The organism is Streptomyces sp. PA03-1a, assembly GCF_033792805.1.
Classification (GTDB): domain Bacteria; phylum Actinomycetota; class Actinomycetes; order Streptomycetales; family Streptomycetaceae; genus Actinacidiphila.
The window spans coordinates 1-12,171 of sequence record NZ_JARAVO010000079.1 but is presented as its reverse complement, the minus strand read 5'-3'; the positions used below and the strand labels follow the sequence as shown (position 1 = coordinate 12,171).

The following is a 12,171-nucleotide window of genomic DNA, read 5'->3' as shown; positions in this document are numbered from 1 at the left end:
GTCGGCCGCACCCCGCCGGCCGAAGGCGCCCGCGGTCAGGCCCGGGACCTGACCGCGGGCGCCTTCGGCCTTTCCGGTCCGGCTACCCGCCCCACACCCAGGTGACGCGCTCGTAGAGCAGCCCGAACCCGGCGCGCATCATGTTGTGCAGGGACGTGTTGTGGTCGCCGGGGCCTTCCGCCCCGGTCTCGGCGACGAGCCATCGGCAGCCTGCGTCGTGGGCCGCCCGGGCCCGGGCCGTGAGCAGCGCCGACTGGGCGCCGCGGCCGCGCCACTCCGGCAGGGTCGCCCCGCCGAACATGTCGGCACAGTCACCGTTCACGAAGATGCTGCCGACCGCGACGATCCGTTCGCCCTCCCAGACGGCGTACTGCCGCCAGTCCGGCCTGCCCACGCATGCCGCGGCCATGTCGATCATGGCCGGCGTGCTGAAGCCGAAGGTCGTCATCATCACGGTCGCCCACTCGCGTGCCTGGTCACGCTCGACGAGGCCGACCCGCAGGTCCGGGTCGAGCGCGGCGACCCCGTCGGCCCCGGCCAGTACGGTCGGGACGTCGCAGCCGAGCTTGGCGAAACGGGTGCCCTCGGTGAGGTTCCACTTCTGCGCGGTCGAGGCCCAGTCCGACGGCAGCAGGGACGGCGCGATCATGAACGAGCCCTGCGGCACGCCCTGAGCGCGGTAGAAGTCGCACACCTGCTCCACGACGTCCGCCGTGATCGGCCCGGCGGGCCCGAATCCCCCGGCCCGGTTGAAGAAGCGGCTCGGGTCCTCGCGAACGGCCAGCGCCCGCGCCGGGCCGAACTGCTGCGCGCCGACGCCCAGGGTGCTGAGCACCTCCGCAGGCGCGCCGGTCACGAAGTCTGTGTACGCCTTGATCTCGGTCTCTTCGGCCAGGCCGGTCGGCACGGTGGTGCTCACGCTTGGTTCCCCTTGTCGGTGGTGGTGACGAAGTCGAGCACGGCGGCGACGAACCTCCCGGTCTCCTCGATGTGCCCGAAGTGGCCGCTCCCGGTCAGCTCGCACAGCCGTGCGTCCGGCATGCCGGCGTGGATCTCGTAGGCGAAGCGGGGAGGGCAGATGAAGTCGTAGGTGCCGACGATCACCAGCGCCGGCGCCGCGATCGTGCCGAGCCGGTCCCGTACGTCCCAGTCGGCCGGGAGCCGATTCGGGTCATGGGTGGCCCGCAGCGTGGGCGTGCCGAACTGCGCGACCGTTGCGCGGTAGTCGGCGAAGTAGGCGGGCAGGAGGGCGCCGAGGTAGCGCTCCTTCGACGCGTCGTCGACGACCTCCAGCGCCCCCGACATCCGGGCCTCCCACACCCACCCCGCCTCGGTCGCCTCGGGCCGGTCAGGCCAGCGCTGGACGAACACGGCCATCTCCTTGGAGGCCGCCTCCATCAGTTCCGGCCCGTACACGGGCGCGGTGTCGTAGAGGATCAGCCCGTCGAGGCGGTCAGGGTGGTCGAGGCCGAACTGCAGCGCGACGAAACCGCCGTGCGAGTGGCCGAGGACGTAGGCGGACTGCGCCCCGAGATCATCGAGCACGGCTGCGGCGAAGCGCGCGTAGCGGGACGCGGAGTAGTCCCCGTCCGGCAGCAGGCCACTGTCGCCCGACCCGACGGGGTCGAGGTGGACCATGGTCAGATGCGGCTCCAGTGCGGGTACGCGCAGGTACTCAGGGTGCACACCGGGGCCTCCGGAGTGCACGAGGCACACCGGCCCGTCCCCCGCGACCCGGTAGACCTGGCGCACGCCGTCGACCATGACGGTGCGCACCTCGGCAGCACGCTCGCCGTGCTCCGCCTCGTGATGGATAGCTTTCATACCCACACGATGCGGTGGGCCCCGGAAAGGTTCGATCAGCCTTCAAGATTGTTTGCGAGGCCGGCCCGGCGGCGGCGCGGGTGGTACAGGCGCAGCCTGTCCTCACGGTTCCGGTCCAGGTGATGCACCCAGACCACACTGGGCGGGCAGTGGAACGGATCCTCCGGCGGGCTGATGATGGCCGCCTCCCAGATGACCACCTCGCGACTGGCCACCACGTTCGTCAGCTTCTGGCGGACGCCGTCGGAGACGTCACGGCGGAAGGAGAACTCCAGATAGTCGAGGTCCGAGCGCTTGCCGGTCGGCCAGGTCACCTCCAGCCGAGACGACCGCCACTCCGCCCACGCCGAGGCGAGCTCGCCGCGATGGCCCGCCAGCATGGTCTCCTCGGCCAGGCGGCGGTGGCGCGCGGTGCGGGAGACGGCGTCGTCGTGGACCTGGTCGCCCATGCTCACCAGTGCACCGGCCAGCTTCGTACGCGCCTGGCTGAGCCTGCTGCGCACGGTGCCGACGGGGGTGCCGCACAGCAGCGCGATCTCCTCGTAGGAGGTGACGTCGGTGAAGTAGCGCAGCATGGTCACCAACCGCAGCGCCGGTGACAACGTCTCCAGCGCACTCCAGATCCAGTCCTGCAGCACGTGCTCGTCCAGCACGTCCGCCGGGTCGGGCGGGCCGCCCGAGCGGTCCATGGCGACGACCCCCTCGAGCTCGGCCACGGGCACCGCCGACTTCTTGCGCAGCTGGGCGCGGCAGACGTTGCGGACCACCATGCGCAGCCACGGTCCGACGGCGTCCGGATCCCGCAGGTCCCCGATGCGCCGCAACGCGATGAGCGCCGCCTCCTGCACCGCGTCCTCTACGTCCGGGCTGTGGCCCAGCATGGCGAGGGCGACTCCGTGCATGGTCGCCCGATGCCTGGCGAGCAGCAGCCCCAGGGACCCCGCATCGCCCGACTGAGCGGCCCGCACCAGCTCGAAGTCCAGCGGCGCCCCGCTCAAGATCAGATCAGTCATATCGTCACCATTGAACCAGAACGCCCTCATGCCCCGGATCAGCCGCCCGCCTCTCACAGCCTTCCGATACCTTGCGGACGGCCCGCCCGACCGCGGCTGGAGCTACCCGCGCTCGGACCACCGAATGGAGGACCTCCGAGTCGCCGCATCGGCGCCGGGGGCGGGCCAGAGGTCTCGTCCGCGTCGACACCGCCCCGATGGCCACCGTTACCGGCCCGCCCCATGGATCCACGGAGCAGCCGTGACCGGGTCCGCCGTTGGGACTGGCTATTGATCCGCACGAAGTTTCTGACCTGCTCCGGAAGTAGCTGCGCTGATCCCGCCGAGACCCACTTCGGCACGCATTCGACAGAGCCGTGATCGGTGGACGGGTCGGTAACCGTTCCGAGTAAATCCGATGGCACCGACAGCGTTCCGGCGACAAGACTGCCCTGGTGAACACCCTGCCGCCGGTGCCCCGCCAGTTCTCTACGCCTATGCCGGACCCACGTGGCCGCGGCATCGTTCTGGACTACGGTGGCATGCACGCCCTGGTCGCGGACCTGGTTCTGCCTCGCGGGGCGTCGATGTATGTCATGAGCGCGATGGAAACCTCCCGTGAGCTTCTCCGGCACTCCTACTACCGGTACGAGTTCGCCACCGTGGCCGTCACGCATTCCCTGTTCGCCCTGGAGCACGTCCTCGCCGAGCGTCTAGGCTCGAACGACCCGCTCCACGCCCTGATCCAGCGGGCCACCAACGCGGGGCTCATCACGGCCGGACTCGCCGCCGAATTCGAGCGCAGCCGACTACTGCGCGACCGGCTCACGCAGGGCGCCGTGTCAAGTGCCGCCATCGGACAGGCCCAAGCGGTCGCAATGGTGCGTGCCGTCTTCTATGCCGTCGCCCCGCTCCTTCGCCCACCGTCCGCAGCAGAGGCGACGGCCGCCCCGGTGGGCGGAGCACAGCCCGTTGGCGGACTCGCGCGGCTGTGGAAGGACCACCTGCGCGCACTGTTCCCCGACGGCTTCCGCGGCGTGGACTTCGACGGTGTGGACCTGGTCCTCCTGGACGCCGACGTCGCCGGCCTCGTGCATAGAGAACTGAACGGCGGACTTGACGACAGGGGCATTGCCTCCCTCTGGGGCTGCATCGCCGACCTGGACAAGATCGTGCCCCTGATCAACGAGGAGTACTGCGCCTGCTACTTCACGAAACTTCGGACGATGGCGCAGGTCGCAGCATCGACCTACATCCCCACTGCGATCTGACTGCCAGGTTGAAACAGACTCGGGTACGTTCCCACGACCCTTGTCCTGGGCTGGCTCGGTCCCGTTCCAGCAGGCACTCTGGACTACGAGGTCGCGTGAGGTTGGCGTAGCGGCTCTGGGTGGGAGCTGCCATGAGGCGAGATGCGGGGCCCGTAGGCTGGCCGCGAATCGGGCTGGCTCCTTGTCTGGCGGCCCTCACTGAAGGCAAAAGATCAAGGCCCAGGCACCCGGAGTCTTACGGCTGGTGGGCGTGGACGGTTTCGAACCGCCGACAGCTGCCTTGTAAGCCTGGTGGTCGGGGTCATCGAGGGTGCGCAGGTCAGAGCGGCGTTGAAGAGCCCCCAGCTCAGTCAGCGATCTCGACCGCGACGAACCACCGTTGTCCGCGGCTGACCGCCTGATGTGGCACGGCTGTGGCACGCCGCCCTCCTGTCGGACCCATCCGTCATGCTCTGGATCGTGGATGAGAACGCCTTCTGGCAGTTGATCGAGGACTGCAAGCCAGTGACGCCTGACCCGGATGCGGAGCAACTCGTGACCGCTCTGACGTCGCGCCTGGTCGCGGGCCCTTTGAGTACGGTCAAACAGTTCGCAGAACAGCTGTCGTGGGCGCTGTACCGGCTGGATCGCAGAGAGTACGGGAACAGCCTGTCGGGCGATGCCTTTCTGTACACCCGGGCCGCTGTGGTTGCCGCTGGCCGAGAGACGTACGACCGGGTCCTTCGGGATCCGGCGGCGTTCGTGCCGTTCGCCACTGGTGGCGTCTGGGCCGAAGACCTGCTGTACGTTCCAGATCAGGCGTATGAGCACATCACCGGCGAGGAGTGGGGACGCCGGACGCGCTACTCCTATGAGTCCTACTCCAACACCGCGGGCTGGGCCGGCTCCTAGGGCCTGTCGTCAAATTGACGTCGGCCGCCCGGAGGGCGGGCCCCGCGGTGTCTGGTGCGGTGCATCGCAAGGCGGAGAGTCGTCCTCGTAGTGGGCTACTCGGACGATTCGACAACGCAGCGAGGTGCCGTGCCAGGCGGCGCGGGGCAGGCGGGAATTTGACGACAGGCCCTAGAACCCCAGCCCTGCTGCGCGCGCGAACCCACGTGGCGAACCAACGGTGCAGCCGGACACCAGCCCCCGACACCTGCACTTATAAGTTCGGGCCAGACTCGAGTCGGCCTGCCGGGAGACACCGCGACAGGCAGCCCCCGCCCTGCCTTCGGTTGCCACGTTACGTCGCTGTCCCCCGGCGTTGATGTCATCCTCGACCGAGCTGGCGCTCAGAAGAGATCCCGCGCTGCGGCGTTCCAGGGCCCCTAACCATGAAGCACGCGGGCGGAGTAGTGGACGGCGCAAGCGTCGAATCGCCTTCGACAGGGGTTAACGGGAGCCTCGGGGCGCTCGGGGCCACCTTGCACGGCCTACGATCGGGGCGACATCACATTGTCGACTCCAGAATGCGGTCGAGTGTCCGGCGCCCCATTCTGCTCATCGTCGGATTGGTCTCGACGTAATACCAGACAAGCCCCATCGCCTGTTCGAAGGCCCAGGCCTTGCCGCGTTCCCACTCCAGATCGTCGCAGGCCAGTGTCCGCCGGAGCACTTCCCGTGGGCCCGGTTGCAACAGGTGCCAGGCGCTGACCAGATCCAGCGCCGGATCGGCCGGGCCGAAGCCCCCGGTGTCGAGTACGCCGCTGAGCCGGTCTCCCGCGACCAGTACGTTGCCGGGAATCAGGTCACCATGGCTCATCACATCGGCAGCCGTTCGTGGCAACTCCCTTAGGTGGCTCCACACTTGGCGCAGCCGGGGCACGTCGAGGAGCCCCTCGCTCTCCTCGAAGCACTTCGCCATCCAGTCGTCGTGGTGAGCGAGAACGCCGCCACGGTTCTCGCCGCTGAAATGCCGCCCGTGCGTCTCGGCGTCCCGCAGGGCTGCGATGAAGGCCGCGAGGTCCTCGGCGAAAGCGTCCGACCCACTCGGGTCGGCATCGAAGGCGACTGTTCCCGGCAGCCATGTCTGGACTGACCACGGCATGGGGCAACCCGCTCCAGGCTTTCCCAGGGCGACGGGTTGCGGAACGGGGAACCGCGACACCTGTGCCAGCTCCGCGCTCGCCTGGGCTTCCCGTTCCAGAACCGCCAGTGCCTCAGCAGCGTCGGTCAGACGCAGCGGGAAACGCGCGGAGAGGTCATCCCCGATGCGGAAGATGGCGTTGACCGTCCCGGTCGACGACTGGAGTCGGATCGCCTTGCCGCTCCACTGAGGGAACTGCTCCTGGATCAGGGCCGCAACGATGTCGGTGGTCACGTCCACTTGGTCATCGTGCATGGTCATTCTCGCAAGCCCTTTCCCCAGTCCAATGCGAAGCGCCACCGGCAGGCCAGATCAACGGAGACGACTGCCAGTATTCATGCGCCAGGGTCCTGATCAACTGAAATTTTCGGGCACCCAGGCGGCTCACCCGTTCTGGTCGCCCCAGGCCACAGCCGCGGCTTCGGAGCAAATCACTTGAATCGGGACAAGAGAGGCACCCACCGAGAGCGATCGTTTTCCATCGAGCCTGGTCAAGGTCAGGGCATCGCAAGCGACTGGTGATTTCGCCGTCGACGGACTGCGCCCTCCCGCGGCCCAGAGTCGGCCCAGCGACGCTGCTCATCTTGCCGGGCGACACCCGCTTCAGGTGTTCGTTCATAGCTACACGCGGTCCGCCGCGTTGCCATTACGAAAGGGCTTGGGCAGGTTTCCTGTTACCGCCAGAGTCCCCGTACGTGTACGTACGGCTCTGTTGCCGTCACCTTCTGCCGTCAGGATTGGCGAGTTGACCGTGTCCCCTTGGGGCAGCGAGACCTGGACAGTTGTTGGCTGTCTGCGTGAAGCCCATGATGAAGCGGGTGGTCTCCTCGTAGCCGGCGACGCGTTCGGCAAGGGCGAAGGCGGCAGCAGCGGCGTCAACGCTGTTCCCCGTGAGTCCCCGTTCGGCACCGCCTCACGTGGCACGGCTGTGGCACGCCCGATCCCCTCAATGCGAACTATGGGCACGACGGTCGCTGAGGTCTGCTGGGCACGCCAGCCGGCCGTCCGGGAGGGGTGGCGGTCGGGTATCGGCGCAGAGGTTGCTGTACTTCGTTGCTGTACAGCACTGTCGTGGCTGACTCGTCTCAGCGAGGTTTGACCGTTCGCGCTGAGCAATGCTCGGAACCTGTGGATCGGGCCGGGGAGGACGTACCTTCCCTGGTGATCGATCGATAGGCCATCGAGCAAGGCCGACGTTGGCGCGTCGGTCGGGAAGGCACGTCCGTGCTCACCGTAGTCAACGCCGACGGCACCACCAGTGGCGGGTTATGCGCCGGCAGCCGCGCGGCAGGACTGGCGATGGTCTTCAAGCTGGTCGAATCCGCCCAGGCCCGCTGGCGGGTCATCAACGGCTCCCATCTCGTCCCGCTCGTCCGTGCCGGCGCCCGCTTCGAACGCGGCCAGCTGGTCGAGCGGCCCGCCCCTGCTGTTGCCTGACACTGTGTTCAACTGATTGACGAGCCACCCATTCAAACCGCAGGCGGCCAACTGACCAACCTGAGATTCGCCGAATCCGGATTTCTGTCCAGGCATCGCAAGGTGAGCTGCTTGCGACGTTGCCGAGGTGTCCAGCCGTGGTGAAGCAACGCATCTCGTATGACTCCCGCAACCAACCCAGGTGCGATCACCACACCGTGCTCAACCCACGTCGCCATGCGCTGTCCACCATTTTCCTCGTGCAGGACAACGATTGCCAGACCGGGCTCATCATTGGGCGCGACTACCCAGCGATAGCGTTCCCCGTCGACAATGATTACCCGCGTGCCCCTTTTCGCAATGGCCATACAACTCAACCTTCCGCACCACGCACGGCCGCACCAACTCGTGCGCGTAGACCGACAGTGTGCCTCTTGTCGGGGGCGTCGTGGAACTCTGCGGCGGCCTCAACCGATTCCGCGCCAGACGTCGACTGAGGGGGAAGTTGCCCCGCTCGCCGCAGGCTCCGACCTACCCACCACCGGCTTCGCGACCCTGACCGAGGTCAGCTGATCCACAGGTATTGACAATTGCTCGTTCGCGCTTTGACTGGTCGCTGTCGTACGTTCGAGGCTGTTGGGCTTGCCAAGGGCAGGCATGGCCACAGGGAGACGAGGCATTTTCGGCACTTCGGCAAGGTCGTCAGCCGCGTGTAAGTCGACTGGGAGAACGAACACTTCGCGAAGCTGGCGCTGGAGCGGATGCTCGCCCTGCCGTAGGGGCAGGATGGGCGCATGATCCTTCGCCCCTTGCGCGACATCGACGATGACGCCGACGCTATAGCGGTCGTGGCCTCCGCCGCGTTCGGCGCCTCCGATGCCCTGCCCGGTGGCGGCCCTCCCGAGGAGATGCCTCCCGAGCTGGCCGCTCTGCTGCGGCGGCGCAATCGGTACGTCGCGCGTACCGACCCAGGTGGTTGCTGGCTGGCCGTGGACGAGACCTCCGGCATGCCGCTCGGGGTCGCCCTGTCGACGCGCCGCGAGGGGACGTGGGGGCTGTCGCTCCTTGCCGTGCTGCCCTCCGCGCAGCGGCAGGGGGTCGGGCGCGAACTGCTGGCCGCCGCCCTTGCCTACGGGCGTGGCTGCCTGCGCGGCATCATCTGCAGTTCCCCCGACCCGCGGGCGGCGGCGACCTACCGCCGGGCGGGCTTCGCGCTGCACCCGGCGATGCGCCTGGAAGGCGCTGTCCGCAAGGGCGACCTGCCCGCGCCGGACGGGGCGGTGCACGAGGGCTCGGCCAAGCACCGCGACCTGATGGACTCCGTCGACCGGCGCACCCGGGGCGGGGCCCACGGCCCTGACCACGACCAACTGCTCACCGAGAGTGACCTGCTGATCGTCGACGACGTGGCCGGCAGCGGCTACTGCTACATCGACCAATACGGGAACGTACGGCTGCTCGCCGCCACCTCCCGTCGCCTGGCGACCCGGCTGCTCACGGCCGCACTACTGAGCCTGCCCGAGGGCACCCCGGCACAGGTCACCAATGTGACGGCCGAACAGCAGTGGGCCGTGGATGTGGGGCTGACCGCCGGACTGGAACTCAGCACGTTCGGCTGGGTCTGCCTGCGCGGAATGCGGCCACAGGAGCCGTACATCCCCTCGGGATTCTTCGGGTGACGTTGGACCTTGGGGCGCCTGTTTGGAGGGATCCCAGCTCAGCGGGTCATCAAGACTGCGGTGTACCGTCATTGGCCGTGGCTGACCGTCCGATGTGGCACGGTTGTGGTACAGGCTGGTACCCAAGGTGCACCGTCGCCTGACTCACCAGTCACGCCACCGTTCGGTCAACTCCTCCATGTCCTGGCGGGCCAGGAGCGCCGAGACGTCGACGCCTTGCTCGACGAGGACGTCATCGATGTACTCGCAGAGGTCCTCTCGCTCTATGGTGCAGTACGCCCCGTACTTCTCATCGATGACATTCAGTTGCTGCACGACGCGCTCGACGGCGGCAAGCACGGGCTCGTCGGATGCGCTGCGGAGAGCACGCGCCTCTTCCTCAAACGAGGCCAGCGCGGCATCGGTGGCCTGCAGCATGCCGGGGGAGTAGAGCTCCGTGGAGTCGCTCCGCGCGACCTCGTCACGCCATGTCGTGGACGGTCTGGTTGCCATGCGCGGAGACTACTGCCGGCCTCCGACACCGTAGTGTCGGCCTTCCTGGGCCGGTGGAGCAGGTGTTGAGAGGGGGCTCTGGGGCCGCGTCCCCTTCTCCTCTTGACCTGTGGCTCTTCCTCAGCTGCGCCGCTTGCCGGTAGAACTTCGACACGGATTCGACACGCAGTGTCCTGACGGATCTGTACGGTGCGAACGACACACGTTAGGGGCGAACTGTTGGGGGCGGGCATGACGGCGTATCTGACTGAGACTGATCCACGATGGGCTAAGCACTCCGGTGAAGCGGGGCACTACGGAGCCTCGGAATGGGGTCCGGAGGACTTGGAGCGCGCCGCGATGTTCCTGGCCGAACTCGCGCCGCAGGCCCGGCGGGTGTTCCAGCACCTGCTGTGCAACCCAGGCCGGAGGATCCACTGCACGGAGTTGGTGGACAAGGCCCTGGGCGGCCCCAACGAGAGTGATCCGGCGCGGCGCGTGGCAGGTGTGCTGTCCGGGATGAGCAAGGGACACAGCAACAGCGAGCGGCGGCTTCCGTTCTACTGGTGGGAGGCTCCTGAGGGGAGCGCGGGTGCAACGTACGCTGTCCGCCCCTCGGTGGCAGCGGTCTTCCTGGCCGCTCAGCTCAACGCCACGTGATCTGCACAGCCGCGACTGACCACAGGCGGCCGCGTTCTGCGGCTGCCCAAATGATTGGCGTCCTGACCTGCGGCTGAACCGTTGACGCGTGTCAGCGTTGGTCATCATTGAGCGCCCTTCCACGGCCCCACGACGGCGTGGGAGGGCGCTCGCGCGTCAGGAACGTCTGCCGTGTAGAACTGGTGGTGGACTTCTGGAAGACGCGCAGGCCACAGGGCAGATGGGGAGTGCCCAGGTGGGTGGGTAACCGCGTCCGATGCCCACCGTCCGCCGCCGCGGGGGCATCTACACGCTGGACCTCGGCCAGGGCTTCGAGGCCTGGGTCGGGCTGACACAGCCACGAGGTATCACCCGCTCCAGGTCAATCCGGTTGCCGGCCTCGCGTACGTGCCGCTGGAACGACTTCTGGCTGAACTGCTCGGCGAGACACCCATCCCGGGAAGGGCCACCCTGGCCAGGCCATTCGGTTACCTCACCCCCGTACAACAGTTTCCTTCAACTGGAGATCGCGACTCCCGAAGACGCTGGACCCGCAGCTGAAGAGCTCCTGGACCTGGTCCACCGGTATGGGCTTCCGCACTCGCGCCGCTACGCAAGTCCAGACGGGCTGCTGGCCGCGTTCGAGGAAGGCGGCCACGTGGGCAATCCCGAGCGGGCGAATCTCCTGATCCCGACACTGCACCTCCTGCGGGGCGAGGCAGACCGGGCCACCTCCACAGCACAGCAGCACTTGCTTCGATACGGCAACGACCTCAGCATGGCGAACGTCGCGCACTACCACCGGTTCGCTCGCGCCCTCGTGGTGCGCCACGGCCTGGATCTTGAGGTGCGCGGCCACGACTGATGGGAGCGTTGTGCCTAGCATTTGTCCCGTAAGCGATCTCCGTACCTTCCGTGGCCAGTAGCCCTGTCTGCTGGTCCGGATTTGCGGCAGAGTTCGGGCAACAGACACCCGAGAGGCTGGGGAGGGCGCATAGAACACATCGGTGAGTCGTTGACGGGCCGTGGTCCGTCGGTGCCGGACGCGCTGGGCGTTGCTGGGTGGACAGCAGGTCGTAAGATCGCCACCAGGGACTGGACCCAGCAACTGACAGCTGCTGGGTTCGAGCTCAATGACACGGCGGTCGGGGTCTGGGCCGAGTTCGGCGAGCTGACGATCAACAGCTGCCCCCCTCGCGTCCCTGCCTCGTCACTGTACATAGAGCCCGTTGACGCCTGCGTTGACGCCGCCGCGGAAGCGTCCAGGCTGAGGCACCGATACGCAGAGAACTACAGCCCTCTGGGCATGTGGTCGGTCCAGTACAGGTCGTACATTGCGACCAGCGGGCGCGTCGTTGCCGTCTGGCCGGGCGTCCTCTGGCCCCTGGGGTCGACCTTCGCGGAGGCGCTGGCCTACGTGGTGGACGGCGATGCCGGCGCCGATCCTCAGCCTCGGTCGAGCCAAGCCCCGATGCTCGCAGCCTCGCCAGGGGGGAGCTTCCCACTTCTCATGATGCTCTCCGCAAGGCGACGAATTGGGAGAGCACGATGGGGATTCGGGACCGCCAGCACTGCCGCCATACCGCCCTGATAAGTGGTCCCTTCAATTATGACGTCACCGTGCGGCGACATAGTCAGTAGTCCGTCGAGCGAAGGACCGTTGATGGTGCCTTCGGTGGATCCAGCCATGTTCCAGCACTCCTGAAGCTTCACTGGGCTTGATTCGCTTTGGCGGACATCCGAGATCTGGGGTTCAGCCCCGGGAGGATGTCCATCATGGAGAGCATGGGGAAGAAGAAGCCACGCCCTCG

12 protein-coding genes and 1 pseudogene are annotated in these 12,171 nt (G+C 67.5%); 7 read left to right on the top strand and 6 right to left on the bottom strand.

Features of this window, described 5'->3' with window-relative positions:
- Window positions 1-82: 82 nt before the first annotated feature.
- The 3 genes from PV341_RS19330 to PV341_RS19320 are packed head-to-tail and all read right to left on the bottom strand — an operon-like array spanning window position 83 to window position 2,837.
- Window positions 83-919: a GNAT family N-acetyltransferase gene (locus PV341_RS19330; protein WP_500327174.1), complete on the bottom strand. Its 837-nt coding sequence runs from the start codon at window positions 917-919 to the stop codon at window positions 83-85.
- Entirely contained in the window at window positions 916-1,824 is a 909-nt protein-coding gene (locus PV341_RS19325) for an alpha/beta fold hydrolase (RefSeq protein WP_500358516.1), read from the bottom strand. The genes PV341_RS19330 and PV341_RS19325 overlap by 4 nt, the downstream gene beginning before the upstream one ends.
- Before the next feature lie 35 nt (window positions 1,825-1,859).
- Window positions 1,860-2,837 carry an RNA polymerase sigma factor gene (locus PV341_RS19320; protein WP_500327178.1) on the bottom strand — a complete coding sequence of 326 codons (978 nt, stop codon included), beginning with the start codon at window positions 2,835-2,837 and terminating at the stop codon, window positions 1,860-1,862.
- 575 nt (window positions 2,838-3,412) lie between these two features.
- On the opposite strand from PV341_RS19320, the gene PV341_RS19315 reads away from it, so the two are divergent.
- Together PV341_RS19315 and PV341_RS19310 are read left to right on the top strand one after the other, a co-directional pair.
- Window positions 3,413-4,087, top strand: coding sequence for a hypothetical protein (locus tag PV341_RS19315; protein ID WP_500358515.1), 675 nt, complete (start codon window positions 3,413-3,415; stop codon window positions 4,085-4,087).
- Window positions 4,088-4,546: 459 nt separating this feature from the next.
- A complete protein-coding gene (locus tag PV341_RS19310) occupies window positions 4,547-4,978 on the top strand; it encodes a DUF4240 domain-containing protein (protein WP_500358513.1) in 432 nt (143 codons plus the stop codon).
- 541 nt (window positions 4,979-5,519) lie between these two features.
- Here PV341_RS19310 and PV341_RS19305 read toward each other — a convergent pair.
- On the bottom strand, window positions 5,520-6,416 hold the full coding sequence (locus PV341_RS19305; RefSeq protein WP_500331700.1) for an aminoglycoside phosphotransferase family protein: 897 nt from the start codon (window positions 6,414-6,416) through the stop codon (window positions 5,520-5,522).
- Between the two features lie 1,014 nt (window positions 6,417-7,430).
- Here PV341_RS19305 and PV341_RS19300 point away from each other — a divergent pair.
- Window positions 7,431-7,592 (top strand): annotated as a pseudogene (locus PV341_RS19300) (IS256 family transposase); the annotation flags it as partial.
- Between the two features lie 32 nt (window positions 7,593-7,624).
- Here PV341_RS19300 and PV341_RS19295 read toward each other — a convergent pair.
- The gene (locus PV341_RS19295) at window positions 7,625-7,939 is read right to left on the bottom strand and encodes a hypothetical protein (RefSeq protein ID WP_500331702.1); all 315 of its coding nucleotides are present in this window, start codon (window positions 7,937-7,939) and stop codon (window positions 7,625-7,627) included.
- A 426-nt stretch (window positions 7,940-8,365) separates the two neighbouring features.
- Between PV341_RS19295 and PV341_RS19290 the strand changes: the two genes are divergently transcribed.
- Entirely contained in the window at window positions 8,366-9,250 is an 885-nt protein-coding gene (locus PV341_RS19290; RefSeq protein ID WP_500358512.1) for a GNAT family N-acetyltransferase, read from the top strand.
- A gap of 144 nt (window positions 9,251-9,394) precedes the next feature.
- Here the strand turns inward: PV341_RS19290 and PV341_RS19285 are convergent, their stop codons facing one another.
- Window positions 9,395-9,742 carry a hypothetical protein gene (locus PV341_RS19285; protein WP_500331705.1) on the bottom strand — a complete coding sequence of 116 codons (348 nt, stop codon included), beginning with the start codon at window positions 9,740-9,742 and terminating at the stop codon, window positions 9,395-9,397.
- A 324-nt stretch (window positions 9,743-10,066) separates the two neighbouring features.
- Between PV341_RS19285 and PV341_RS19280 the strand changes: the two genes are divergently transcribed.
- From PV341_RS19280 to PV341_RS19270, 3 genes are all read left to right on the top strand, one after another.
- Complete coding sequence (locus tag PV341_RS19280; RefSeq protein WP_500331707.1) at window positions 10,067-10,381, top strand: DUF6416 domain-containing protein; 315 nt, start codon at window positions 10,067-10,069, stop codon at window positions 10,379-10,381.
- 637 nt (window positions 10,382-11,018) lie between these two features.
- A complete protein-coding gene (locus PV341_RS19275; protein WP_500331709.1) occupies window positions 11,019-11,225 on the top strand; it encodes a hypothetical protein in 207 nt (68 codons plus the stop codon).
- Window positions 11,226-11,396: 171 nt separating this feature from the next.
- Entirely contained in the window at window positions 11,397-11,951 is a 555-nt protein-coding gene (locus tag PV341_RS19270) for an SUKH-3 domain-containing protein (RefSeq protein ID WP_500358510.1), read from the top strand.
- The last annotated feature ends 220 nt before the right edge of the window (window positions 11,952-12,171 follow it).

What these genes read in the sequence shown, in the direction of transcription:
- PV341_RS19325 (WP_500358516.1), bottom strand. Translation starts at nt 1,824, where the DNA reads ATGAAAGCTATCCATCACGAGGCGGAGCACGGCGAGCGTGCTGCCGAG.
- PV341_RS19320 (WP_500327178.1), bottom strand. Translation starts at nt 2,837, where the DNA reads ATGACTGATCTGATCTTGAGCGGGGCGCCGCTGGACTTCGAGCTGGTG.
- PV341_RS19315 (WP_500358515.1), top strand. Translation starts at nt 3,413, where the DNA reads ATGAGCGCGATGGAAACCTCCCGTGAGCTTCTCCGGCACTCCTACTAC.
- PV341_RS19305 (WP_500331700.1), bottom strand. Translation starts at nt 6,416, where the DNA reads ATGACCATGCACGATGACCAAGTGGACGTGACCACCGACATCGTTGCG.
- PV341_RS19295 (WP_500331702.1), bottom strand. Translation starts at nt 7,939, where the DNA reads ATGGCCATTGCGAAAAGGGGCACGCGGGTAATCATTGTCGACGGGGAA.
- PV341_RS19290 (WP_500358512.1), top strand. Translation starts at nt 8,366, where the DNA reads ATGATCCTTCGCCCCTTGCGCGACATCGACGATGACGCCGACGCTATA.
- PV341_RS19285 (WP_500331705.1), bottom strand. Translation starts at nt 9,742, where the DNA reads ATGGCAACCAGACCGTCCACGACATGGCGTGACGAGGTCGCGCGGAGC.